At 68.6% G+C, this 24,337-nt stretch carries 26 protein-coding genes and 1 pseudogene; 17 read left to right on the top strand and 10 right to left on the bottom strand.

The window, feature by feature from the left end; all coding sequences use genetic code 11:
• Positions 1–137: 137 nt before the first annotated feature.
• The 3 genes from ASD47_RS08680 (at position 138) to ASD47_RS08670 (ending at position 2,559) form a co-directional block, all read left to right on the top strand.
• Positions 138–566, top strand: a complete 429-nt coding sequence (locus ASD47_RS08680; protein ID WP_056754528.1) for a hypothetical protein — start codon at positions 138–140, stop codon at positions 564–566.
• Between the two features lie 163 nt (positions 567–729).
• Positions 730–2,001, top strand: a complete 1,272-nt coding sequence (locus ASD47_RS08675) for an acetyl-CoA C-acyltransferase (RefSeq protein WP_056754525.1) — start codon at positions 730–732, stop codon at positions 1,999–2,001.
• A 237-nt stretch (positions 2,002–2,238) separates the two neighbouring features.
• The gene (locus ASD47_RS08670) at positions 2,239–2,559 is read left to right on the top strand and encodes a hypothetical protein (protein WP_056754521.1); all 321 of its coding nucleotides are present in this window, start codon (positions 2,239–2,241) and stop codon (positions 2,557–2,559) included.
• On the opposite strand, the gene ASD47_RS08665 is transcribed toward ASD47_RS08670, so the two are convergent.
• Both ASD47_RS08665 and phaR read right to left on the bottom strand, forming a co-directional pair.
• A complete protein-coding gene (locus ASD47_RS08665; protein ID WP_056754518.1) occupies positions 2,556–2,885 on the bottom strand; it encodes a hypothetical protein in 330 nt (109 codons plus the stop codon). The genes ASD47_RS08670 and ASD47_RS08665 overlap by 4 nt on opposite strands.
• 180 nt (positions 2,886–3,065) lie before the next feature.
• Positions 3,066–3,743: a polyhydroxyalkanoate synthesis repressor PhaR gene (gene phaR, locus ASD47_RS08660; RefSeq protein WP_056754514.1), complete on the bottom strand. Its 678-nt coding sequence runs from the start codon at positions 3,741–3,743 to the stop codon at positions 3,066–3,068.
• A 220-nt stretch (positions 3,744–3,963) separates the two neighbouring features.
• Between phaR and ASD47_RS08655 the strand changes: the two genes are divergently transcribed.
• The 3 genes from ASD47_RS08655 (at position 3,964) to ASD47_RS08645 (ending at position 7,066) form a co-directional block, all read left to right on the top strand.
• Entirely contained in the window at positions 3,964–5,139 is a 1,176-nt protein-coding gene (locus ASD47_RS08655; protein WP_056754512.1) for an acetyl-CoA C-acetyltransferase, read from the top strand.
• 128 nt (positions 5,140–5,267) lie between these two features.
• On the top strand, positions 5,268–5,993 hold the full coding sequence (locus ASD47_RS08650; RefSeq protein ID WP_056754509.1) for a beta-ketoacyl-ACP reductase: 726 nt from the start codon (positions 5,268–5,270) through the stop codon (positions 5,991–5,993).
• A 350-nt stretch (positions 5,994–6,343) separates the two neighbouring features.
• Positions 6,344–7,066: a DUF4908 domain-containing protein gene (locus ASD47_RS08645; RefSeq protein ID WP_230983839.1), complete on the top strand. Its 723-nt coding sequence runs from the start codon at positions 6,344–6,346 to the stop codon at positions 7,064–7,066.
• 10 nt (positions 7,067–7,076) lie between these two features.
• Here ASD47_RS08645 and ASD47_RS08640 read toward each other — a convergent pair whose 3' ends face one another.
• From ASD47_RS08640 to ASD47_RS08610, 7 genes are all read right to left on the bottom strand, one after another.
• On the bottom strand, positions 7,077–7,718 hold the full coding sequence (locus ASD47_RS08640; RefSeq protein ID WP_056754690.1) for a dihydrofolate reductase family protein: 642 nt from the start codon (positions 7,716–7,718) through the stop codon (positions 7,077–7,079).
• A gap of 105 nt (positions 7,719–7,823) precedes the next feature.
• Entirely contained in the window at positions 7,824–9,884 is a 2,061-nt protein-coding gene (locus ASD47_RS08635) for a TonB-dependent siderophore receptor (protein ID WP_056754507.1), read from the bottom strand.
• Between the two features lie 162 nt (positions 9,885–10,046).
• Positions 10,047–10,646 (bottom strand): cation transporter, encoded by a 600-nt coding sequence (locus ASD47_RS08630; RefSeq protein WP_056754504.1) that lies wholly within the window; start codon positions 10,644–10,646, stop codon positions 10,047–10,049.
• Positions 10,647–10,673: 27 nt separating this feature from the next.
• Entirely contained in the window at positions 10,674–12,104 is a 1,431-nt protein-coding gene (gene tldD / locus ASD47_RS08625) for a metalloprotease TldD (protein ID WP_056754501.1), read from the bottom strand.
• Between the two features lie 122 nt (positions 12,105–12,226).
• Entirely contained in the window at positions 12,227–13,030 is an 804-nt protein-coding gene (locus ASD47_RS08620; protein WP_056754498.1) for a GIN domain-containing protein, read from the bottom strand.
• A gap of 10 nt (positions 13,031–13,040) precedes the next feature.
• A complete protein-coding gene (locus ASD47_RS08615) occupies positions 13,041–13,607 on the bottom strand; it encodes a DUF1700 domain-containing protein (protein ID WP_056754495.1) in 567 nt (188 codons plus the stop codon).
• The gene (locus tag ASD47_RS08610; protein WP_056754492.1) at positions 13,604–13,930 is read right to left on the bottom strand and encodes a PadR family transcriptional regulator; all 327 of its coding nucleotides are present in this window, start codon (positions 13,928–13,930) and stop codon (positions 13,604–13,606) included. Before ASD47_RS08610 ends, ASD47_RS08615 begins: the two co-directional genes overlap by 4 nt.
• A 384-nt stretch (positions 13,931–14,314) precedes the next feature.
• Between ASD47_RS08610 and coxB the strand changes: the two genes are divergently transcribed.
• The 6 genes from coxB to ASD47_RS08585 all read left to right on the top strand — a co-directional run bounded on the left by coxB (position 14,315) and on the right by ASD47_RS08585 (position 19,913).
• A complete protein-coding gene (gene coxB / locus ASD47_RS08605) occupies positions 14,315–15,274 on the top strand; it encodes a cytochrome c oxidase subunit II (RefSeq protein WP_056754490.1) in 960 nt (319 codons plus the stop codon).
• Between the two features lie 24 nt (positions 15,275–15,298).
• Positions 15,299–16,960 (top strand): cytochrome c oxidase subunit I, encoded by a 1,662-nt coding sequence (gene ctaD / locus ASD47_RS08600; protein WP_056754487.1) that lies wholly within the window; start codon positions 15,299–15,301, stop codon positions 16,958–16,960.
• A gap of 94 nt (positions 16,961–17,054) precedes the next feature.
• Positions 17,055–18,089: a heme o synthase gene (gene cyoE, locus ASD47_RS08595; protein ID WP_056754484.1), complete on the top strand. Its 1,035-nt coding sequence runs from the start codon at positions 17,055–17,057 to the stop codon at positions 18,087–18,089.
• Complete coding sequence (locus ASD47_RS27130) at positions 18,086–18,232, top strand: hypothetical protein (protein WP_163233234.1); 147 nt, start codon at positions 18,086–18,088, stop codon at positions 18,230–18,232. The genes cyoE and ASD47_RS27130 overlap by 4 nt, the downstream gene beginning before the upstream one ends.
• Complete coding sequence (locus ASD47_RS08590; protein WP_082564531.1) at positions 18,213–18,902, top strand: cytochrome c oxidase assembly protein; 690 nt, start codon at positions 18,213–18,215, stop codon at positions 18,900–18,902. The genes ASD47_RS27130 and ASD47_RS08590 overlap by 20 nt, the downstream gene beginning before the upstream one ends.
• 135 nt (positions 18,903–19,037) lie before the next feature.
• A complete protein-coding gene (locus ASD47_RS08585) occupies positions 19,038–19,913 on the top strand; it encodes a cytochrome c oxidase subunit 3 (RefSeq protein ID WP_056754483.1) in 876 nt (291 codons plus the stop codon).
• Positions 19,914–19,985: 72 nt separating this feature from the next.
• Here ASD47_RS08585 and ASD47_RS27505 read toward each other — a convergent pair.
• Positions 19,986–20,084, bottom strand: a pseudogene (locus ASD47_RS27505) (hypothetical protein); the annotation flags it as partial.
• A gap of 40 nt (positions 20,085–20,124) precedes the next feature.
• On the opposite strand from ASD47_RS27505, the gene ASD47_RS08580 reads away from it, so the two are divergent.
• From ASD47_RS08580 to ASD47_RS08560, 5 genes are read left to right on the top strand one after another with little or no spacing between them, the layout of a single operon-like run.
• Positions 20,125–20,487, top strand: a complete 363-nt coding sequence (locus tag ASD47_RS08580; protein WP_056754481.1) for a DUF983 domain-containing protein — start codon at positions 20,125–20,127, stop codon at positions 20,485–20,487.
• Positions 20,480–21,178: an SURF1 family protein gene (locus ASD47_RS08575; protein ID WP_056754473.1), complete on the top strand. Its 699-nt coding sequence runs from the start codon at positions 20,480–20,482 to the stop codon at positions 21,176–21,178. The genes ASD47_RS08580 and ASD47_RS08575 overlap by 8 nt, the downstream gene beginning before the upstream one ends.
• Positions 21,178–22,581: a threonine synthase gene (gene thrC, locus ASD47_RS08570; RefSeq protein ID WP_056754470.1), complete on the top strand. Its 1,404-nt coding sequence runs from the start codon at positions 21,178–21,180 to the stop codon at positions 22,579–22,581. The genes ASD47_RS08575 and thrC overlap by 1 nt, the downstream gene beginning before the upstream one ends.
• Positions 22,582–22,914 (top strand): hypothetical protein, encoded by a 333-nt coding sequence (locus ASD47_RS27250; protein WP_056754467.1) that lies wholly within the window; start codon positions 22,582–22,584, stop codon positions 22,912–22,914. It begins immediately after the preceding gene.
• A 60-nt stretch (positions 22,915–22,974) separates the two neighbouring features.
• Positions 22,975–24,243, top strand: a complete 1,269-nt coding sequence (locus ASD47_RS08560) for a pitrilysin family protein (RefSeq protein ID WP_056754464.1) — start codon at positions 22,975–22,977, stop codon at positions 24,241–24,243.
• Positions 24,244–24,337: the final 94 nt, after the last annotated feature.

The following is a 24,337-nucleotide window of genomic DNA, read 5'->3' as shown; positions in this document are numbered from 1 at the left end:
TCCTGAGGCGCCCGCGCAGCGGGCCTCGAAGGACGCAGGGCCGCGCCGCCCACCTTGCGAACGGCGCCGCCTTCCGGGAATCTGTGAAACCCGTTAAGCCTGAACCTCTTGGTCGGCCGTCGGGGGAGAGCCAGAACATGTTCGCCGCGTTTCCGCTGCTGGCCCTGCCGGTGCTGGTCTACAACCTGATCGTCCTGACCTTCGCCGGCGGTTTCGCCGCCAGCGCCGCGCAGTATCGCCTGGGCGAGCAGCTGTTCACCATCCACATGACCTCGGGGGGCGACTGGGCCGTCAGCCTGGGCGACCTGCTGATCGCCGCCGCGCTGGTGGTCCTGTTCGTCGAGCTGCTGAAATCGACGACCAGCCGCAAGATCGCGATCATCAACCACTCGCTGTCCATGGTGCTGTTCATCGGCTGCCTGGTCGAGTTCCTGCTGTTCCCGGCCTTCGGGACGTCGGTGTTCTTCCTGCTGACGACCATGGTGCTGCTGGACGTGCTGGCCGGCTTCATCGTCACCATCGTCTCGGCCCGTCGCGACATGGACTTCAGCGACGCGCGCCACTAGCCCGGGCGGGGACACGCCCTTGCGGCGTGTCTCCAATTCAAGCGCCGCGTCCGCCGACGGGGACACGCCGCAAGGGCATGTCCCCGAGCGAAAATCGACAAGACCTTGTGGCCAAGCCTCGGCATGCTGACATCTGGGCCAGCGTTTATCGAGGATCACGATCATGGCGTCCAAACCCGACATTTGGCTGGCGGCCGGTCTTCGCACGCCGTTCGCCAAGGCCGACGGGCCGCTGAAGGCCCATGACGCCATCGCCCTGTCCGTGCCCGTGGTGCAAGCCATGCTGGCGCAGGGAGGGCGTCCGGACTTCGCGGTCTGGGGCACGGTGATCCCCAACCTGACCTGGAGCAACATCGCCCGCGAGGTGCTGCTGGACGCCGGGGCCGACCCGACCATCCCAGCCTTCTCGACGATCATGGCCTGCTCGACCAGCATGGTCGGGGTGATCGAGGCCGCCGGCATGATCGACGGGCGCGGCCGCGACCTGGCCCTGGTCGGCGGGGTCGAGAGCATGAGCAAGGTGCAGGTGGGGGCCAGCATCGCCTTTTCCGACTGGCTCAAGGGCTTCCAGGCGGCCAAGACGCCTGGCCAGAAGCTGGCCCATCTGGCCAGGCTGAAGCCGTCGGACCTGAAGTTGTGGATCCCCAAGGTGGCCAACCGCACCACGGGCCTGTCGATGGGCGAGCACACCGAGATCACCGCCAAGGCTTGGAAACTGTCGCGGGCCGACCAGGACCAGATCGCCTTCGAGAGCCACCAGCACGCGGTCGCCGCCTGGGAGGCCGGCTTCTTCGACGACCTGGTGATCCCGGTCGGCGACGTGAAGCGCGACACCATCCCGCGCAAGGATTCCACGCTGGAGAAGCTGGCCAAGCTCTCGCCCGCCTTCGACAAGACCAGCGGCCAGGGCACGTTGACGGCCGGCAATTCCTCGCCCCTGACCGACGGGGCGGCGGCGATCTGGGTGGCGTCCGAGGCCGGCCTGGCCCGGCTGCCGACGGCCACGCCGCGCGTGAAGATCGTCGACTACGAGGTCACCTCGATCGACCTGCGCCATGAGGGCCTGCTGATGGCCCCGGCCTATGGCGTGCCGCGCCTGCTGGCCCGCAACGGGCTCAACTACGCCGACGTCGGTCTGTGGGAGATCCACGAGGCCTTCGCCGCCCAGGTGCTGTCGCATATCGCCGCCTGGGAGGACGAGGCCTTCCGCCGGACCAAGGCGGGCGTCGAGGCCGACCTGGGCCGGTTCCCGCGCGAACGGATGAACCCTACCGGGGGCAGCCTGGCGCTCGGCCACCCGTTCGGCGCGACCGGCGCGCGGATCCTGTCCCAGGCGGTCAAGGAACTGGCCAGCCGGCCCAAGGGCGAGAAGGCGATCGTCAGCATCTGCGCCGACGGCGGCCAGGGGACGATGATGCTGCTGGAAAGCGCTTAGGGTCGGGGACACGCCCTCGCGGCGTGTCCCCATCAGCCGCACCGCGAAACTTGGGGACACGCCGCAAGGGCATGTCCCCGGCGCTGCTAGGTCAACGCCGTGAAGATCAGGGTCACGACGGCGATGTCGAAGAAGCGAGTCACGGCGGTCAGCAGCATGAATGGGTCTCGAGGTCTGGATCCGCCTCGCGCCAAGCAAGACTGGCGCCAAGGCCGCCTCCTGCGTTAGCCTTCGCCCATGGCGTTGTTCTTCGACCAGCTCTGGTACGACGCGCGGCTGGCCGAGCGCGGGCTGTCGCGGACGGTCCTGGCCGCGGTGGCCGGCATGACGGGTGAAGAACTGGCCCTGGCCTACAAGGACCAGCGCGAGCTGACGGCCGCCCAGATCGCCGCCTTCGCCGAGCTTTTGGGCGTTCCGCTGGCCGAGGCCGCGCGGCGGGCCGGAGTCGGCGTCCATGCGGCCCCGCCGGCCGAGGTCCCACCGCTGGAGCGGCGGGTGGCGGTGCTGGAGGCGCGGGTGGCGGCGCTGGAGGCGGAGATCGCCCGCCTGAAGGGCTAGACCTCGGTCTTCTTGATCAGGCCGGCCTTGGGACGGCGGTCGGCCGGGCCGGAATATTCCGTACCGAGGTAGGTCGAACGCGCCGCGTCGAGCACTTCCTGCCCACCGCGCAGGCCGCGCTTCTGGCCGCTCTGGCCCATCAGGTGGGCGGCGAAGGTGGCGAAGGCGCCTCGACGGGGCGGTGGGGGTGGGGCGGCCGGCTGCTCGTCGCGCACGAAGGTCACGTCCTCCTCGCCGTCCGCTTCCGGGCGGTCGGCGTCACGGGGCGCGGGCAGCGCCCGGCGGGCGGCCTGGGCGCGCCGGATGGGATCGATCGGGCCGTTCATGGTGAAGAGTTGTGGCCGACGACGGTTAAGGACGAGTCAGCCGGCATGGTTAAGGGATCGTGGCGAACGCGGTGCGTCCTTCGAGGCTCGGCTGCGCCTCGCACCTCAGGATGAGGGATTCGGAGCAACAAAGGTCCTCATCCTGAGGCGCCGCGAAGCGGCCTCGAAGGACGCACGGCGCTACGGCTTGGTCGCCAGCTTCTCGATCTGCTGCTGCATGGCTTCCAGCTGGCGCTTGAGGTCGGCCAGGGAGTCCTCGCTGGGCGCGGGCGGTGGGGCGGCGGCCGGGGGCGGCGGCTCGACGGGAGCGGCGGGAGCGTCCTCGGGCCGGGCGTAGGCGAACGGCGAGAACATCTTCATGGCTCGGTCGAACAGCGCCATGTTCTGGCGGATCTGCTCTTCATAGACCCCCATGCCCGGCATGCCCTTGGTCCCGCCCACGCCGGGCGTCAGGCCCGCGAACTGGGTGCGCATGCGCTCCTGCTGCTTGGTGAAGCTCTCCAGAGACATCTCCAGATAGCTGGGCAGGAAGGCCTGCATCGAGTTGCCGTAGAAGCCGATCAGCTGGCGCAGGAACTGGATCGGCAGCAGGTTCTGGCCGCCGCCGCGGTTTTCTTCCTCGAAGATGATCTGGGTCAGCACCGAGCGGGTGATGTCGTCGTTGGTCTTGGCGTCGTAGACCACGAAGTCGACCCCCTCCTTCACCATGTCCGACAGGTGCTCGAGGGTGACGTACGAAGACGACGCGGTGTTGTAGAGGCGGCGGTTGGCGTACTTCTTGATGACGACCTTTTGGCCGGCCGCCTTTTCTCCAGCCTTGGCCGAGGGCGTTTCGCCGTTTTCGGTGTTCTCGGACATTTCGTTCCCTAGGACAGCGTTATTCCGCCTTTTCGCATCGCACTATCGCGAATGCAAAGGCATGGCGCCAGTCCCGGCGGCGCTTGGATCCCGCAACAACCCGTGAAAATGTGCGCGTGACGAACCCTGCACCTTTGTGCAAGGTGATGTTGCACTGCAAAATCAAGGGCGCCGCGTCCGCGAGGAACGCCCTGAGACACGTCACGGGAGCTACTTCGCCATGAGCGACATCGTCATCGTTTCCGCCGCCCGCACGCCGGTCGGATCCTTCCTCGGCGCCCTGTCCAGCCTGCCGGCCCACGAACTGGGCAAGGTGGCCATCCAGGCCGCCGTCGAGCGCGCCGGCATCGCGCCGGCCGACGTCGACGAGGTGATCCTGGGCCAGGTGCTGCAGGCCGGCGCCGGCCAGGGCCCGGCCCGCCAGGCCTCGGTCAACGCCGGCGTCCCGGTCCAGAGCCCGGCCTGGAGCCTGAACCAGCTGTGCGGCTCGGGCCTGCGGGCCGTGGCCCTGGGGGCCCAGCAGATCGCCGCCGGCGACGCGAACATCGTGGTGGTGGGCGGCCAGGAGAGCATGAGCCAGGCCCCGCACGCCCAGAGCCTGCGCAACGGCCAGAAGATGGGCGACCTGGGCTTTGTCGACACCATGATCAAGGACGGCCTCTGGGACGCCTTCCACGGCTACCACATGGGCCAGACCGCCGAGAACATCGCCGCCCGCTGGCAGATCACCCGCGAGGCCCAGGACAGGTTCGCCGTCGCCAGCCAGAACAAGGCCGAGGCCGCCCAGAAGGCCGGCAAGTTCGACGCCGAGATCGCGCCGGTCACCATCAAGGGCCGCAAGGGCGACACCATCGTCGACAAGGACGAGTTCATCCGCCACGGCGCCACCTATGACGGCATTTCGGGCCTCAGGCCCGCCTTCACCAAGGACGGCACGGTCACCGCCGCCAACGCTTCGGGCCTGAACGACGGCGCGGCCGCCCTGGTGCTGATGAGCGCCGACGAGGCCAAGAAGCGCGGCCTGACCCCCCTGGTCCGGATCGCCTCGTGGGCCAATGCCGGCGTCGAGCCCGAGATCATGGGCACCGGCCCGATCCCGGCCTCGAAGAAGGCCCTGGAAAAGGCCGGCTGGAAGGTTTCGGACCTGGACCTGATCGAGAGCAACGAGGCCTTCGCCGCCCAGTCGCTCTGCGTGGTCAGCGAGCTGGGCCTGGATCCGGCCAAGGTCAACGTCAACGGCGGCGCCATCGCCATCGGCCACCCGATCGGCGCCTCGGGCGCGCGGATCCTGACCACCCTGGTCCACGAGATGAAGCGCTCCGGCGCCCAGAAGGGCCTGGCCACCCTGTGCATCGGCGGCGGCATGGGCGTGGCCCTGTGCGTCGAGGCGGTCTGACGGAAGCGGCGAAGGCCGTGGCCGGCGGGAAACGCTTGTTGGCCAAATCTTCATGACGATCGACGGCGGGGGCTTGTCCCCCGTCGGCGGTCGCGTGCAACGATAAGAGACCTTAACGGGAGAGAGACATGGCGAGAGTTGCGTTCGTGACCGGCGGCACCCGGGGCATCGGTCGGGCCATCTGCGAGCGGCTCGTCGCCGACGGCATGAAGGTGGCGGCCGGCTATTCCGGCAACGAGGAGGCCGCCGCGGCCTGCGCCAAGGAACTGGGCGTGATGGTGGTCAAGGGCAATGTCGGCTCGTTCGACGACTGCGCCGCCGCCGTCAAGAAGGTCGAGGCCGAGCTGGGCCCGGTCGAGGTGCTGGTCAACAACGCTGGCATCACCCGCGACGGCATGCTGCACAAGATGACCTACGAGCAGTGGTCGGAAGTGATCCGGGTGAACATGGACTCGGCCTTCAACATGACCCGTCCGGTCATCGAGGGCATGCGCGATCGCGGCTGGGGTCGGATCGTCAACATCAGCTCGATCAACGGCCAGAAGGGCCAGATGGGCCAGACCAACTATTCGGCCGCCAAGGCCGGGCTGATCGGCTTCACCAAGGCCCTGGCCCTGGAGAACGCCAAGAAGGGCGTCACGGTCAATGTCATCTGCCCGGGCTATATCGACACCGAGATGGTCGCCGCCGTGCCCGAGAACGTCCTGGCCGGCATCATCGCCGGGATCCCCGTCGGCCGTCTGGGCAAGGGCGAGGAGATCGCCGACATGGTCTCGTTCCTGGCCGGCGAGCGGGCGGGCTTCGTGACCGGGGCCACCCTGACCCTGAACGGCGGCCAGTACATGGCGGCGTAGCGTCGTACGGAAAACCGGCCACCGGTTTTCCGCAAGAACGATGCGAAAAACAAAGACCTAGAGCCGGTCGCGTGATCCTCGCATCGCGCGCCCGGCTCTAGTGACCGCTACCAGAGAGCGGCCCAAAGGCCACAGGTCACCGTAAAAAGACATGGCGACTTGACGAAGACTCTCCGCCGGCTCGAAGATTCCGGTCGGCGGGGTAATCTTTCCAAGCTTTTCATGACGTCTTCGGGAAATTGCGTGGCCGCAACAAGGTCTTCGGCGTCCAAGATTCGCCCTAGTCCCCAGGCATGACCCTGGGGATGAAGAGTCGATCGGCTGTGATGACGGGGCCAGGGCGTTGCGCGATGCTGCTAGCGTTCGCCCTCGCGGCCACGGCCGGCGCGGCCAACGCCCAGTCCAGCCTGCGCGACGCGTTCTTCGGCAACCGTGGCGAGACTCGCAAGGCGCCGGCTCCTCCGATCGCCCGCTATGTCGCCGAGACCGGCGACGCGTTCATCCTGGACCGCGCCGCGCCCCAGCCGCTGCTGAAGTTCGAGAACAGCTCCGAGGTCTGGGTGCTGTCGCCCCAGCCGGCGCCGCGCGGCGACACCATCTACAAGAACGAGCTGGGCGAGCCGGTGCTGCGGGCCAGCAAGCTGGGCGGCATGACCCTGTTCACCCGCGAACGGCCCGGCGGCGACGCCGCGGCGCTGATGGGCAAGGCCAGCTCGATCCAGCCGCCGCCGTTCATCTCGGTCAACGCCCTGTTCCAGCGGCTGGTCCAGGCCAGCGCCCGCGCCAGCCGCGCGGCCCAGCACCGCGTGGCGTTCGAGACCGTCGACGACGCCACCCCCGCCACCTCGGTCCTGGTCGCCGACACCGCCACGGTCACTGCCGAGGCCTTCGAGCGCATGGCCCGCGATGGCGGCCGAGGCCCGTTGGCCCGCGTCACCCGCGTGCTGCTGGCCGAGGGCCACAAGTCGGGCGCCAGCCTGAAAGGCGGCGACCTGACGGTGACCTACGCGCCGGGCAAGGGCCTGTCAGGCCGCCCGTCGTCGAAACGGATCATCAAGATCGTCAACAAGTAGCAGCGCCAGCCTACCGGGCCAGGACGATATGGGTGGCGTGCTCGCTGGCCTGGTGCTCGGTGACGCGGAAGCCCAGCGCTGGAAGGTCGATGCCGGCGAACATCGCCTCGCCCTGGCCCAGCACGACCGGCGACAGGGCGTAGTGCAGTTCGTCGATCAGGCCGGCGCGTAGATACTGGCGCACCGTCTCGACGCCGCCGCCGATTTTGACGTCGAGGTCGCCGGCCGCCGTCCTGGCCTGGTCGAGCGCGGCCTCGATCCCGTCGGTCACGAAGATGAAGGTCGTGCCGCCCTCCATCTCGATCGGGTCGCGCGGATGGTGGGTCAGCACGAAGGTCGGCGCGTGATAGGGGGGATTGGCGCCCCACCAGCCCTTCCAGCTGTCGTCCACCCAGGGACCGCGGACGGGGCCGAACATGTTGCGGCCGAGAATGAAGGCGCCGAACCCGGTCATCGCGCGCTGCGCATACGCCTGATCGACGCCGTCGGAGCCTCCCTCCTTACCGATCATCGTGTGGAAGAAGCGCGTACCGAACATCCACTGGTGCAGCTCGGGCCCGCGCTTGCCGAGGGGATGTTCCAGGCTCTGCTCGGGGCCGGCTCCAAAGCCGTCCAGCGAGATCGAAAAGCCTCCCACGCGCACCTTTGACATCACCATCTCCGTTGTTCCACCGCCCGGCCGGGCAGGCGGTCTTCCCAAGGACGCCCAGGCGCGGCGCGTCCCGACAAGCCCGCCGTGTTTTTTGACCGGCGCCCTCTATCCCAGCCGCTTCCTCACCTGGATGAACAGGTACGGCTCGAACGGCAGCGAGCGGTACTCGATGCGGTCGACGACGTTGTCGGCGCGCGAGCCCTTGTAGATCACCCGTTCGCGCGTGACGTTGCGCGAGGTCCAGTTGGACAGGGTGGTGCGCACCGTCAGGTCGGGGCTGGGCTTCCACTCGACGAAGCCTTCCAGATAGGGCTCGAACCGCTGGGTGCGGACCTCGCCCAGGCGGAAGCGGCTGTACTCGTTGGGGCAGTTGCGGGAAGCGCCCCAGCTCCACTTGCCGCCCGGCATGTCGCGCGTGAAGCTGAGGTTGCAGACGAACGGGGTGGCGTTGGTGATGCGCCGCTTGTGGAAGGTGACCGGGTCGGTGACCTCGCTGTCGAACCAGCTGAGGCGGGCCTTCACCTGGCCGCCGGAGATCCCCAGCCTCTGGGTCGGCAGGGTCAGGGCGATCACGAACTGGTCGGATCGGCCCGAGCCGATGTTGCTGGGCGCGTCGCCGCCGCCGACCAGGGGCTTGTAATCGACGACGTCGGAGATCTCGGCGTGGGTCAGGGTGGTCGAGAGCGAGCCCGCGCCCCAGAAGCGCCGCTCCCAGGCGACCTCGCCGACCCACGAGCGCTGGGGCTCCAGGTTGACGTCGGCGCCGTCCTGGCTGCCGGCCGCCAGGTCGGCCGAGGCGATGAAGTCGCCGAAGTCCAGCTGCCCGACCTCGCGCTCGACCCGCACCCGCAGCTGGTCGACGCTGTTGGGGCTCCAGGTCGCCAGCACCCGGGGCTTGGGGTAGAAGAAGCTGCGCTCCACGTCGACGCCGCCGCCGCTCTGGGTGATGCGGGAGACCTCCATCCGCGCCCCGGCCTCGATCGTCAGTTTCGGATTGGCGCGCCACACGGCCTTGCCGGCCGCCTCGCCGCGCAGTTCCTCGACCTTCACGTGCGGCGGGCCGATGTCGACCGGCGCGCCGTTGACGTCGTAGCGGATGTCGCCGTCCAGGAAATTGTAGGCGCCCTCGACGCTGCCCTCCAGCGACAGGGCCTGGGAGCGGCGGTGCTTGACCTCGCCGCGCAGGATGCTTTCGCCCGTCTTGTCGCGCTCGCGATAGACCTCGGCGTGGCCGGGCAGGGCCAGGGTCGAGCCGTAGGTCTCGTCGCCCAGGTTCTGCAGGAACACCAGCTGCAGGTCGGTGCGCGGGCCCAGCCGGGCGTCGTAACGGGCCCCGAACTCGCCGGTCCATTCCTTGCTGGTTTCGCCGCTGTCCTGGCGGCCGGGGCTGGGCTGATAGCGGGTGTAGACGACGTCGCGATCGAACGAGAAGTACTCGATCTTGCCGTTGACCCGGATCTTGCCGCCCGGCGCGGCGCGCTGGATCGCGCCGCGCGCCGCATAGTTCTGGATCTGGTCATAGCCCTTGACCGCTTCCCGGATCGTCGGGCGGCCGTCGGGGAAGCTGGTCACCCGCGATCCGCCGTCGAAGGTCTGATCGGTGCGGTCGACGGTGGCCTTCAGCGAGCCCTCGATCTCGTTGATCCCGTCGCGGCGCGAGGCCTGGAACTCCAGCAGCGGGCCGAACAGGCCGTCGGGATAGAGGTAGGTCTGGATGTTGGCGACCTTCTCGACCTGCACCGTCGACTTGATCACCACATTGGCCAGGATGGTCTGGCCCTGCATGTCTATGCCCGGGGCGCCGCCGCGGATCAGCTCCACGCGCTCGACGGCCGAGGCCGAGATGCGCTTGAGGATGTCCTCCAGATTGTCGCTCTTGGTGGTGGGGCGCTCGCCGTTGACCAGCACGTTGCCGGCCGTGCCGGCGAAGCCGCGGGCCTCGTCGCCGCGGTCCAGGCGGAAGCCGGGCAGACGGGTGATCATGTCGAAGGCGGTGCTGGGGCGCTGTTCGGCGAAGAAGTCGGGCGGATAGGCCGTCACCCCGCGCTGGGCGTCGGCGGCGGGCGCGGCGACTGCGAGCGGGCCGGCGGGCGTGGCCGGCGGCGCGGCGGCCTGGGCTTCGGGCGCGGCCAGGCCCAAGGCGAAGACGACGGAAGCAAGACTCATGACGCGGACCCCCCCAAAGCCCCCGCTTTGTTGGCCGCGACCCTGTCGGCGCCGAAGCGCCGGAACCAGTTACAAAACCGAAAGGTAGGTTACATTTGTGAAATGTTTCCGCCGATCACCTGGGCGGGAAACATTTTCCCCTTTCGAGCCAATGGCTTGACCCTAGGGCGCCGGCTGGTTTCGCGCCGCCTTGTGCTCGCCGCGGGCGGCCGTCCAAACCGCCTTGGCGGCGTCGATGTTCATGCAGGCGACGCCCAGGCCGACCACCACATCGGGCCAAGGCGATCGGGTGAACAGCGTGGCGGCGCCCGCGGCGATGATCGCGACATTGGCCAGGGCGTCGTTGCGGGCCGACAGGAAGGCGGCCCTGGTCAGGCTGCCTGAATGATGCCGGAACCGGGCCAGGGTGAACGCGCAATAGAGGTTGACGGCCAGGGCGCCGGCGCCGGTCAGGGTCAGGCGCAGCGCCTCGGGAGGGGCCGGATCGGCGTACTTGCGCCACAGGGCCCAGAGGAAGGCCAGGGCGGGCGCGAGCAGTAGGCCCGCCAGCGCCATGCCGACCCGGGCCTTTTGCCTGGCGCTCCAGCCCAGGGCGGCGAAGATCAGGAAATTGACGGCCGCGTCTTCGAGAAAGTCGACGCTGTCGGCCAGCAGCGAGACCGAGCCGATGTGCAGCGCGACGGCGAACTCCACGCCGAAATAGGCCAGGTTCAGCGCCGCCACCAGCCGGATGGCGCGACCAAGGCCGTCTTCCGCCGCCATCGCGAAGTCTCCCGGGGCCGGCCTTGCCTAAACCGCCGTGCCGCCGACCGTCAGGCCGGTGATCTTCAGCGAGGGCTGGCCCACGCCCACCGGCACGCCCTGGCCCGACTTGCCACAGACGCCAATGCCGGGGTCGAAGTCGAAGTCGTTGCCGATCATCGTCACGCGGGTGAGGGCGCTGGGACCGTCGCCGATCAGGGTCGCGCCCTTGACCGGAGCGGTGATCCTGCCGTCCTCGACCAGATAGGCCTCGGTGCACTGGAAGACGAACTTGCCGTTGGTGATGTCGACCTGGCCGCCGCCGAAATTGGCGCAGTAGAGGCCGCGCTTCATCGAGGCGATCATCTCGGCCGGGTCGTCATTGCCCGCCAGCATGCCGGTGTTGGTCATCCGCGGCATGGGCATGTGGGCGTAGGACTGGCGGCGGCCGTTGCCGGTGGCGGCCATGCCCATCAGACGGGCGCTCATCCGGTCGTGCATGTAGCCGACCAGGACGCCATCCTCGATCAGGACCGTCCGTTCCGTCGGCGTGCCCTCGTCGTCGATGGTCAGCGAGCCGCGGCGGCCGGGAATCGCTCCGTCGTCGAACACGGTGACGCCCTTGGCCGCCACCCGCTCGCCGATGCGGCCGGAGAAGGCGCTGATGCCCTTGCGGTTGAAGTCGCCCTCCAGGCCGTGGCCGACCGCCTCGTGCAGCAGCACGCCATTCCAGCCGGGGCCCAGGACCACGTCCATCTCGCCGGCCGGGCAGGCCACGGCGTCGAGATTGACCAGGGCCATGCGCAGGGCCTCGTCCACCTGGGCCCGCCACTTGTCGGGGCTGATCCAGGCGGAAAAGCCGGCGCGGCCGCCGGCCCCGGACGTGCCCGCCTCGCGGCGGCCGTCCTTCTCGACCGTGACCTGGACATTGACCCGCACCAGCGGGCGCACGTCGCGCAGCAGCTGGCCGTCGGCGCGCAGGATCTCGACGACCCGGCGCTCGCCGGCCATCGAGGCCATCACCTGGACGACGCGAGGATCGCGCGAGCGGGCGAAGGCGTCGATCTCCTGCAGCAGGGCGACCTTGTCGGAGAAGGCGGGGGAGGCGACGGGGTCGTCCTCGCCATAGAGCCTTTGGTTGGTGGCGCGCGGGGCCTCGGCGCTGACCCCGGCATAGCCGCGGCGGGCCAGCCGGGCCGAGTCGGCGGCGCGGCCGATGGCGGCTTCCGAGATCTCGGCCGAATGGGCGTAGCCGGCGGTCTCGCCGGCCACCACCCGCAGGCCGAAGCCCTCGCCCGAATCGTAGGAGGCGCTCTTCAGCCGGCCGTCGTCGAAGACGAACGACTCGCTCTCGGAGCGTTCGACGAACAGTTCACCGTCGTCGGCGCCGGCCAGGGCCTCGCCGAGGATGGCGCGGGCGCGCTCGGGGTCGACATTGGCCGAGGCCAGCAGGGACGGGGCGGTGATGGGTGCGGTCATGGGCTTACAGGTAAGCGTTTCGTCCGCCCCCGTCATCACCCCGGCGACGATTCGACGCCGGGGAAGGTGAGGCGAGGCCGAGATGCGGCTTGGGGACAGGCGCATGCGCCTGTCCCCATCAGTCACCAGTCCTGGTGCACTTCGCCCGAGCCGGCGACATTGGAGCTGAGGACGGTCGGCTTGCTGGTCAGGTAGACGTCGCCGCTGCCGGCCACCTCGACCTCGGCCGCGCCGTGCGGGGCCAGGTGGGCCTCGCCGCTGCCCGACAGGGCGACCTTGGCGTCGCCGGTGTCGAGGCTGCGCAGGTCGGCCTCGCCCGAGCCGGAGACCTTCAGGTCGACCTTCCGGGTCTTGCCCTGGGCCTCGACGCGGCCGCTGCCGTTGATCTCCAGCACCAGGTCGGGCTGGTCATAGGCCTTCAGATAGAGGTCGCCGCTGCCGTTCAGGGTGAAGGTCCGCACGCCCGGAGCGACGACCTCGACCGACAGCTGGTCGCTGTCGCGGCTGATATGGACGCCGTGGCCGTGGATCGAGACCACGCCGCCGTCGCCGTCGCTGTCGCGCAGGGTCAGTCGGCCGTTCGCGAGGGTCACCCGGTCGACCAGGCGCTGGGGCCCGACGATCTTGACGCCGCCGCCGGCCCCCGGGGCGGCCTGGGTGAAGATCACCTCGGCCGGCACGTCGACCTGCAGAGCGTCCGAACCGCTCCAGGCGATCTGCCGCGTGGTGGTCTCGCCGTTGTCGACCGACGCGCCGGGCCCGATGTGGATGTGGTCGTTGTCGTCGTTGACTTCGATGTTCCAGTCGGCCGGGAAGCTCCAGCCGTTCTTGACGATGTCGCGTCCGCCGAGCGCGAAGGCCCCGGCGAAGCAGCCGACGCAGAGCACGAAGCTGGCGACGGCGACGATGGTCAGGTTGCGGATCATAACGGTCCCCTCAGACCTGGGTTTCGATGGCCGGCTTCAGCAGCCGGTAGTGGAGACGGCCGTACCAGATCAGGCCGTTGACCAGGCCGACGGTCAGCAGGGTGGTGACGGCGGCCAGGGCGGTGGCGCCGGCCATCAGGCCGATGCCCAGCAGGAAGGCCACGGCGGGGCCGCCGGGCGGTCCGGCGAACGGTCCGACCGTGGTCACCGCGCCGCCGGCCACGAAGATGCCGATCGCGGCCATGAAGAAGGCGAACAGCGTCCCCAGCACGCCCATCAACAGGGGCAGCAGGAAGATGATGTCGATGGCGCCCAGGCCGACGACGGCGAAGATCGCGCTGGCGGCGGCCGAGGGGTTCTTGGTCTCCTCCCAGCGGCGAACGCCCTGCTCGGCGCGCTGTTCGCGGGCCAGGCGCTCGGGCTCGCCCAGCGCGGCGGCCACTTCGCTCTCGCTGCGCCCGGCCTCTTGGGCCTCGTTGAAGTGGGCCTCGTAGTCGGCGACGATGTCGGCGATTTGGGCGGCGGGCAGGCCCGCCAGCCCGCGCTTGAGGCGGGTGAGGAATTCGGCGCGCGTCATGCGGCGGCTCCCAGGATGTTGTCGACGGCGGAAACGAAGGCCGCCCATTCGGCCTTCTGGGCCGTGAAGCTGGCCCGACCGGCCGGCGTCAGGCGGTAGTACTTGCGTGGCGGACCACTCTGGGATTCCACCAGATAGGTCTCGACCTGGCCGTCCGACTGCATGCGGCGCATCAGCGGATAGATCGTCCCTTCCCCCATATCGATGTCCTTGGCGAGCTTGCTGGCGATTTCGTAGGCGTAGCTGTCGGCCTTCGACAGCAGGGCCAGCACGCACAGCGCCAGCACGCCTTTCTTCAGTTGAACTTCAATGGCTTCTGTCACGGCGTTGCGGTCTCCGAGCCTGGCCCGTTGCTGAGCACTCTTGTGACGCAAGGTAGTGTCCAATGCAAGGTAGCTGTCATTACATGTTAGTAATGGTACGTAGCGCGAGCGTGCTGAAATGCCCGTTGTTGAGAGCGGCTCGCAGGTGAGGCGCCTCAGGCCCGCGCAAGGCGTCCGGGCGAACGCCTCTGGCGCTTGGCAACGGGGATTGGAGCGCGTATGCACGCCAGCGACCGGCCAGAGACGCCGGGGCCGGCCTTCGATTCCACGTCGCCTGACGAAGTTGATTGCCTAAGTCCCGTGTCGCTGGTCGTATTGTGCATGTCGGCGCGGCGTGGGGTTGATCGCGACGCCAAATCGCCGCCGAAACGGGCCGTGAGGGATATGAAGGCGCAAATTCAGGGGATGCGGCGGAAGTTGACGGGCGTAGCCGCCGTCGCCGCCACGACGATGGCCCTTTCGGGCGTGTTTGCGGGGGAGGCCCTCGCCAAGGGCGCCGAACTGCTGGGTCAGCCGACCCCCGGCGCCTACGATCTTCAGAAGGCGGCCTCGCCCCTGAAGTACGAGGCGATCGCCTTCCACAACCACATCCTGATGCCGATCATCACGGCCATCACCCTGCTGGTGCTGGGCCTGCTGATCTGGATCGTCATCCGCTACAACGCCAAGGCCAACCCGGTCCCGGCCAAGTTCAGCCACAACACCACGGTCGAGATCATCTGGACGATCGGCCCGGTGCTGATCCTGATGATCATCGCCATCTTCTCGTTCCGGCTGTTGTTCGCCTACAACGACATGCCCAAGCCGTACCTGACGGTGAAGGCGACCGGCTACCAGTGGTACTGGGGCTATGAATATCCCGACCAGAAGATCAGCGAGATCACTTCGGTGCCGCTGAAGAAGGAAGAGGCCGACGCCAAGGGCGTGCCCTACCTGCTGGCCGCCGACAAGCCGATGGTGGTGCCGGTCAACCAGGTGATCCGCGTGCAGGTCACCGGCGCCGACGTGATCCACGCCTTCGCCCTGCCGGCCTTCGGCCTGAAGACCGACGCCATTCCCGGCCGCCTGAACGAAACCTGGTTCAAGGCCGACAAGATCGGCGTCTATTACGGCCAGTGCTCGGAGCTCTGCGGCGTCGACCACTCGAACATGCCCATCGAGATCCACGTCGTCAGCCAGGCCGACTTCGACGCCTGGGTGAAGTCCAAGACCTCGCCCGCGCCGGCCGCCACGGCCGCGGCCGCTCCGGCCCCCGCCGCCGGCGCCGCAGTTCCGGCCGCCGCCACGCCGGCCGCCGCCCCCGCTTCCGCTCCGGCCGCGGCTCCTGCCGCGCCGGCGGCCTAAGATACGATTGCAGGATTAAGTCCGATGGCTCACGCCGCTGACATCGACACCCACGGCCACGACGACGCCGACCACAAGCCGCCGTTCTTCCAGCGCTGGTTCTTCTCGACCAACCACAAGGACATCGGCACGCTCTACATCCTGTTCGCCATCATGGCGGGCCTGGTCGGCGGCGCGCTGTCGGGCCTGATCCGCTGGGAACTGGCCGAGCCGGGCATCCAGATCTTCGGTCCCAACTCGTCGGTCAGCCTGATGGGCCTCGTCGAGCAGTCCAAGCACGGCTACAACGCGGTCGTCACCGCCCACGCCCTGATCATGATCTTCTTCATGGTCATGCCGGCGATGATCGGCGGGTTCGGCAACTGGTTCGTGCCGATCATGATCGGCGCGCCGGACATGGCCTTCCCGCGGATGAACAACATCTCGTTCTGGCTGCTGGTCGCCGCCTGGGTGCTGCTGCTGACCTCGATGTTCGTCGACGGCGGCCCGGGCCGCGGCTTCGGCGGCGGCTGGACGATCTATCCGCCGCTGTCGACCACCGGCCACACCGGTCCGTCGATGGACCTGGCGATCCTGGCCCTCCACCTGGCCGGCGCCAGCTCGATCCTCGGCGCGATCAACTTCATCACCACGATCTTCAACATGCGCGCGCCGGGCATGACCCTGCACCGCATGCCGCTGTTCGCCTGGTCGGTGCTGATCACCGCCTTCCTGCTGCTGCTGTCGCTGCCCGTCCTGGCCGGCGCCATCACCATGCTGCTGACCGACCGCAACTTCGGCACCCACTTCTTCGACCCGGCCGCCGGCGGCGACCCCGTCATGTTCCAGCACCTGTTCTGGTTCTTCGGCCACCCGGAAGTGTACATCCTGATCCTGCCGGGCTTCGGCATCATCAGCCACATCGTCTCGACCTTCTCCAAGAAGCCGATCTTCGGCTACCTGGCGATGGCCTACGCCATGGTCGCCATCGGCTTCGTCGGCTTCATCGTGTGGGCCCACCACATGTACACCGTCGGCATGAGCATCAACCTGCGCGCCTATTTCGTGGCCGCCACGATGGTCATCGCGGTGCCGACCGGCGTGAAGATCTTCTCGTGGATCGCCACGATGTGGGGCGGCTCGATCAGCTTCAAGACGCCCATGCTGTGGGCGATCGGCTTCATCTTCCTGTTCACCGTCGGCGGCGTGACCGGCGTGGTCCTGTCGAACGCCGGCATCGACTACAGCCTGCACGACACCTACTACGTCGTCGCCCACTTCCACTACGTGCTGTCGCTGGGCGCGGTGTTCGCCATCTTCGCCGGCTTCTTCTACTGGTTCGAGAAGATGTGGGGCGTGAAGTACAACGAGTTCCTGGGCTGCACGCAGTTCTGGATCATGTTCGTCGGCGTCAACCTGATCTTCTTCCCGCAGCACTTCCTGGGCCTGCAGGGCATGCCGCGCCGCTACGTGGACTATCCGGTCGCCTTCTCGCACTGGAACTACGTCTCGTCGGTTGGTTACGCGATCACGGCCGTGGGCGTGGTGGTGTTCCTAGTGATCCTGCTGGAAGCCGCCATCCGCCGCCGCAAGGCCGAGGCCAATCCGTGGGGCGAAGGCGCCACCACCCTGGAATGGACCCTGTCCTCGCCGCCGCCGTTCCACCAGTTCAGCGACCCGCCGGTCATCAAGGCCGACAGCCACTGAATCTGGTAGACTAGATACGCAAAACGGGGGGCGCGGGCCGGATGAAAATCCAGTCCGCGCCCTTCGCCCATCAAGACCCGAACCCTTAAGTAAAATGGCCCGTACCCCGGTTCTTTCTGGAGATGCCCTGACCCCCGACGAGGCGACCGCCACGGTCCGCCACGCCCGTTGGCAGGACTATTTCCAGCTGCTGAAGCCGCGGGTGATGTCGCTGGTGGTCTTCACGGCCCTGACGGGTCTGTTGGCCGCCCGCACCCCGATCCATCCGCTGCTGGGCGCGGTGGCGGTGTTCTGCATCGCCGTCGGGGCCGGGGCCTCGGGCGCGCTGAACATGTGGTACGACGCCGACATCGACGCCAAGATGCGCCGCACGCGCGGCCGTCCGGTGCCCGCCGGCCTGGTCAAGGGCGAGGAAGCCGCCACCCTCGGCGTGGTGCTGAGCCTGCTGTCGGTCATGCTGATGGGCATGGCGATCAACTGGCTGGCCGCGGGCCTGCTGGCCTTCACCATCGTGTTCTACGCGGTGGTCTACACCATGTGGCTCAAGCGCTGGACGGCCCAGAACATCGTCATCGGCGGATTGGCCGGGGCGCTGCCGCCGGCCATCGGCTGGGCCGCGGCCACGGGCCATGCGCCGCTGAACGCCTGGCTGATGGTGTTGATCATCTTCCTGTGGACCCCGCCGCACTTCTGGGCCCTGTCGCTGTACATCAGCACCGACTACGCCAAGGCCGGGGTGCCGATGCTGCCCGTGGTCAAGGGCGCCAAGGAAACCCGCCGGCAGATCCTGATCTACAGCCTGGTCCTGATCCCGATCTGCGTCGCGCCGGTGTTCACCGGCCTGGGCGGCTGGCTGTACCTGGCGGTCTCGGGCCTGGGCGGGCTGGTGTTCCTGACCCTGGCCTGGCGGGTGTTCGCCAGCACGGCCGGCGACGCCGCCGACCCGCGCCCGGCCGACCGCGACCTCTACGAAGTGGGCGAGACGGCCGAGAAGCGCGGCAAGCCGGTCGGCGACGCCAGGCACGCCCGCAACCTGTTCGCCTTCTCGATCCTCTACCTGTTCGCCCTGTTCGCCGCCCTGCTGGCCGAGGCGGTGCTGGGCCTGAAAGTTCTGGAGTTGCCGCTATGAGCCCGCGCAAGGACATCGATCCCGCCGCCAAGGCGCGCGGCGGCCGCAACATCGCCCTGGGCCTGGGCCTGGCGGCGTTCGTCATCCTGGTGTTCGTGGTCACCGTCGTGAAGCTGGGAGGCAATGTTGGGCCTCACTTCTAAGGACGACCTGTCGGCCGAGGATCGGGCCAAGATCGAGGCCGACAACAAGGTCGGCGTCGGTCCTCGGCCCAAGGGGCGCGGCCACCTGAAGGTCGCGGCCATTTGCGGCCTGGCCTTCTTCGGCATGGTCGGGGCGGCCTATGCGGCGGTGCCGCTGTACAAGCTGTTCTGCCAGGCCACCGGCTTCGACGGCACGGTGCGCAAGGCCGTGGCCAAGCCGACCAAGGTGCTGGACCGCAAGGTCGAGATCCGCTTCGACGCCAACGTTCGGACCCTGCCCTGGGACTTCCAGCCCATGCAGACCAGCCAGGACATTCGCATCGGCGACACCGGCCTCGCCTTCTTCAAGGTGACCAACAAGGGCGACAAGCCGATGACCGGCCGGGCGCTCTACAATGTCGTGCCCGAGCAGGCCGGGGCCTATTTCCAGAAGCTGGAATGCTTCTGCTTCTCCAACCAGACGATCGAGCCGGGCCAGACGGTCGAGTTCCCGGTCGTCTACTTCGTCGACCCCGGCTTCGTGACCGACGCCGACACCAAGGACAAGTCGACGATCACCCTGTCCTACACCTTCTTCCCGGCGGTTCCTGACGCGGCCGGGGCGAAACAGGCGAACAGCCCGCCGCGCATCGTCGAACCCCTTGGCGGCAAGCCGCCGAGGGCGCTATAGCGTTTCACACAGGGCGCGTCGGCAGGGGGAACCGGGTCGATGCGCTGGATTTACAGGGTGAGAGCGTGAGGGCCGCCGGCAACGGCTTCCCCCTCGGTGATCACGCTCTTGAGGGATTAAAGGGTTAGCACGCACATGGCCCACGGCGCCGTCAAACACGACTATCACATCCTGCCCCCCAGCCCGTGGCCGTTCGTCGGCTCGGCTTCGGCCACGCTGATGGCCATCGGCCTGATCGCCTGGATCAAGGGCGGCGTCTTCGGCATCGAGAAGGGCCAGTGGTGGCTGTTCGCGACCGGCTTCGCCGGCGTGCTCTACACGATGTTCGGCTGGTGGCGCGACGTGGTGAAGGAAGCCAACGCTGGCGACCACACCCCGGTCGTCTCGATCGGCCTGCGCTACGGCATGGTGCTGTTCATCGCCTCGGAAGTGATGTTCTTCGTGGCGTGGTTCTGGATCTTCTTCGAGATGGCCCTGTTCCACCACCACCGCACCCTGTCGGGCATCGAGGAAGTGCGCGCCGCCTGGGCCACCTGGCCGCCGGCCGGCGTCGAGGCCGTCTCGCCCTGGCACCTGCCGCTGGTCAACACCCTGACCCTGCTGCTGTCGGGCACCACCATCACCTGGTCGCACCACGCCCTGCAGCAAGGCGACCGCAAGGGCGCCAAGTGGGGCCTGATCCTGACCATCCTGCTGGGCGCGCTGTTCACGACCATCCAAATCTACGAGTACAGCCACATCAACCACGAGCACCTGTTCTACTCGGAAGCGGCCGCCAATTCGGGCCTCTACGGCTCGACCTTCTTCCTGGCCACCGGCTTCCACGGCTTCCACGTGTTCGTCGGCACCCTGTTCCTGATCGTCTGCCTGATCCGGCTGATGAACGGCGCCTTCACCCCCAAGCAGCACTTCGGCTTCGAGGCCGCCGCCTGGTACTGGCACTTCGTGGACGTGGTCTGGCTGTTCCTGTTCGCCTTCGTCTACGTGATCTTCGGCGCTTCGCCGCACTAGGTCATCCGCTTCGAGAGGGCCCGGAACGCCAGACGGTGTTCCGGGCCTTTTTCGTTTCAAGGATGCTGTGGAACGCAGTGCGCGCCCTCGTCCTTCGACAAGCTCAGGATGAGGACGAATGCGAAGTTCGAGTAAGAAATCCTCATCCTGAGCCTGTCGAAGGACGGGGATTTCGGGCCAAGACCGCCGAAGCTGCTATGAGCATAGTCCGATGACCCACGTGAACCCCTACCTGGCCGGCGCGACCGGCCGCTGCCCGCACTGCGGCGAGGGGATGCTGTTCGACGGGTTCCTGAAGGTCGGCAAGACCTGCGAGGCCTGCGGCTTCGACCTGGGGGCTCACGAGACCGGCGACGGGGCCTCGACCTTCGTCATCCTGATCGCCGGCTTCCTGTGCGCCTTCGGGGCGCTGTTCTCGATGTTCGCCTTCAACTGGCCCGTCTGGCTGCTGCTGGTGGTCTGGCTGCCGGTCACCCTGGTCGCGTGCCTGGGCCTGATGCGGCCGGCCAAGGGGCTGATGGTCGCCGCCCACATCGCCAACAACGCCTCCGAGGCCGGCCGCCACGATGTCTGACGCTTCTGTTCCGAAAGACCGCCGCTTCCCGATCGGCCTGACGATCGCCACCCTGGTCGCCTTCGCCATCCTGTGCGGCCTGGGCGTCTGGCAGCTCAAGCGCCTGGCCTGGAAGGAAGACCTGCTGGCGCGGATCGAGGTGCTGAAGACCGCTCCGGCCCAACCCCTTGCGACGGTTCTGGCGCGCGCCAAGGCTGGAGAGGACGTCGCCTGGACCCGCGTTTCGGTGGGGTGTTCGTCCGACAAGCCCCAAACCCTGCCGCTGGTCTACGGCGTCCGCGACGGCGACATCGTCTGGCGCGCCACGGCGATCTGTCAGCAGACCTCGGACTCGGCGGCGGGCTACGGCGCGATCCTGCTGGACCTGGGCGTGGTCAAGGCCCTGACTGGCCAGTCCACCCCGGCGTCGGTCACCCTCTACGCTCCGGCCCAGGCCATAGGCGTGCTGATGGCCCCCAAGTCGCTGGGCGGCGACCGGGCCGCGACGGTCGCCCGCTTCGCCGCCGACAACCCCGCGCCCTACATTCTGATGGTCGAGTCCGCGACCCCCGCGCCGCCCGGGATCACCCCCGCGCCGCTGCCGGCAGAAATTTCCAATCGGCACCTGGAATACGCCCTGACGTGGTTCGGTCTTGCCGTGACCCTGCTGTTTATCTATGCCGCCATGCTCTGGCGGAAGATGAGATCCTGATGCGCTACGTTTCGACCCGGGGCGAATCCCCCTCGATCGGTTTCCTCGACGCGGTCCTGGCCGGCCTGGCCCCGGACGGCGGCCTCTATGTGCCCGAGCGCTGGCCGACCTTCACGCCCGAGGAGATCGCCGCCTTCGCCGGCCAGTCCTACGCCAAGGTGGCCGCCGCCGTGGTCGGCAAGTTCGTCGGCGACGACGTCCCGGCCGACGACCTGGCCCTGATGTGCGAGGAGGCCTATTCGACCTTCGCCCACGCCGCCGTCGTCCCGCTGAAGCAACTGGCCCCCGGCCGCCACCTGCTGGAGCTGTTCCACGGCCCGACCCTGGCCTTCAAGGACGTGGCGATGCAGCTGCTGGGGCGGCTCTACGACTACGTGCTGTCGCGCCAGTCGCGGACCATGACCATCATCTGCGCCACCTCGGGCGACACCGGCGGCGCGGCCGTCGAGGCCTTCCGCGGCCGCGCGCACGCCCGCATCGTCGCCCTGTTCCCCGAAGGCCGGATCAGCGAGGTCCAGCGCCGCTTCATGACCACGGCGACCGACAAGAACGTCGCCTGCGTCTCGATCCAGGGCTCGTTCGACGACTGCCAGGCCATCGTCAAGCAGGCCTTCCAGGACGACCAGTTCCGCCACGCGGTCGACCTGTCGGGCGTCAACTCGATCAACTGGGCGCGGATCGCCGCCCAGAGCGTCTATTTCTTCACCGCCGCCGTCGCCCTGGGCGCGCCGGCCCGCAAGGTCGCCTTCGTCGTGCCCACGGGCAATTTCGGCGACGCCTACGCCGCCTATGTCGCCACCCGCATGGGCCTGCCGGTGGCCCGGATCGTGGCCGCGACCAACAGCAACGACATCCTGGCCCGGGCCTTCGAGGACGGCCGCTACGCCCGCGGCGCGGTGTCCGCCACCCAGAGCCCGGCCATGGACATCCAGGTGGCCTCCAACTTCGAGCGCCTCTATTTCGAGGCGGTCGGCCGCGACGGCGTCGAGACCGGCCGCGCCTTCCGGGCCTTCGCCGGCACGGGCTTGCTCGACATCCCGCCCAGCGCCCACGCCAAGATGCGTGAGCTGTTCCAGGGCGCGTCGGTCAGCGAGGCCGACACCACCAAGACCATCCTGTCGACCCTGAACGAGACCGGCGAGGTCATCGACCCGCACACCGCCGTCGGCGTCGCCGCCGCAAACGTGCTGCGCCTGGCCGACCCGGCGACCCCGGTCGTGGTGCTGTCCACCGCCCACCCGGCCAAGTTCCCGGAAGCCGTGGCCGCCGCCGCCGGCGTCGTCCCGACCACGCCCCGCGCTACGCCGGACCTGTCGAAGAAGCCCGAGAAGTTCGATCGCCTGCCGGCCGACGCCGAGACCGTGAAGGCCTTCGTGCGGGTGTTCGCGGGCGGACAAGGCTAAGTGTCGAAGGCCGGTCCAGCGCTCGGAGCCACGTTCCGGTTCACGTCGCGCTGGAAGGAAGAACTGGTGGTCGCCGGGCCCGGAGGATCGTTCATCCTCGAACTGCCGATGGGCCGGCTGTCCGCCTATCTTCCGACGCGGGAGGCCTGGAAGGATCAGGCGCCCGAATGGGCCGCCGATCTGTGGCCGGTCCTCAAGGCCGAGCTGGAAGCCTGGTGCGACGCCAGTCGCGCCGACCTGGTGATCGATCCGACCGCGACGGTGACGCCCCTACATGAAGCGTCCCCTGAAGCTCGGGGCTCCGGCCGGGGCGGATCAGACGACGAGCTTTAGCGCTTTGGCCGCGCGCGCCGCACTGGCGTCGCGGGGGCTCCCCCGCTATGCGAAGGGGACATGACAGTTTCCACCACCCTCCACACCCTCGAAAACGGCGTCCGCGTCGTCCATGACCCGATGCCGGGCCTGGAGACCATCGCCCTGTCGGTCGTCGCCGGCCGCGGCGCGGCCTATGAGGATCCGGCCCGGTCGGGCTGGTCGCACCTGCTGGAGCACATGGTGTTCAAGGGCGCGGGCGCGCGCAGCTCGCGCGACATCGTCGAGGTGATCGAGGCCCAAGGCGGCCAGATCAACGCCGCCACCGGCTATGAGCGCACCAGCTTCCAGGTCCGCGCCCTGAAGGGCGGGCTGGACCTGGGCATGGCGGTGCTGTCCGACCTGGTCCTGCGCCCCACCCTCGACGAGGGCGACCTGACCCGCGAGAAGCAGGTGGTGGCCCAGGAGATCGCCGAGGCCGCCGACGCGCCCGACGACTATGTGTTCGACCTGGTCCAGGCCGCCGCCTGGGGCGACCACCCGCTGGCCCGGCCGATCCTGGGCACGGTCGACAGCGTCAACTCGGCCACCGTCGAAGGCCTGTCGCACTGGCGCGGCCAGCTCTACGCCGCCGACCGGCTGATCGTCAGCTGCTCCGGCGCGGTCGCGCTGGACGAGGTGCTGGACCTGGCCCGCCGCGAGTTCGGGTCCATGCCGGCGGCGTCCGGCGCCTTGGCCAGCGATCCCGCCAGCTTCGTCGGCGGGCGCAGGAGCCAGGCCCGCAAGCTGGAGCAGGCCCACCTGGTGTTCATGCTGCCGGCCGTCAGCGCCCGAGAGGATGACTATTTCGCCCTGCGGATCTTCGCCGAGGCCCTGGGCGGCGGGATGTCGTCGCGGCTGTTCCAGGAAGCCCGCGAGAAGCGTGGTCTGGCCTACAACATCGACGCCTATGCCGACACCTATGCCGACGCCGGCGCCCTGGGCGTCTATGCCGGCTGCGCGGCCGGCGACGCGGCCGAGACGGCCAAGGTCTGCGCCGAGCAGATCGTCGGCCTGGCCGCCCGGATCGACGACGCCGAGCTGGCCCGCGCCAAGGCCCAGTTGAAGGCCCACATGTTCATGGCCCGCGAACAGCCCCTGTCGCGCGCCGAGCAGGCGGCCGGTCAGGCCTTGATGTTCAACCGCCTCTACACGCCGGCCGAACTGGCCGAGGCGGTCGATGCGGTGAGTGTTGACGACTTGCAGCGCCTGGGCCGCGCGATCCTGGGTCCCGCCAAGGCCGCCAGCGCCATCCTCGGCGCCAAGCCGGCCCTGAAGGCGGGCGAGGTGTTCGGGACGGCGTTGGGCTAGATGTCGTTTCCAAGAAGGTTGTTCACACGCTGCCAGGGTGTGAGACCTTTGATGCCGGCGTGTGGGCGGGCAAGGTTGTAGGCGTCGGTCCACG

Origin of the sequence: Caulobacter sp. Root1472, from assembly GCF_001426985.1 — a bacterium.
Taxonomy (GTDB): Bacteria; Pseudomonadota; Alphaproteobacteria; order Caulobacterales; family Caulobacteraceae; genus Caulobacter; species Caulobacter rhizosphaerae.
The sequence above is the reverse complement of the archived record's forward strand: the minus strand, read 5'-3'. Positions and strand labels throughout refer to the sequence as shown.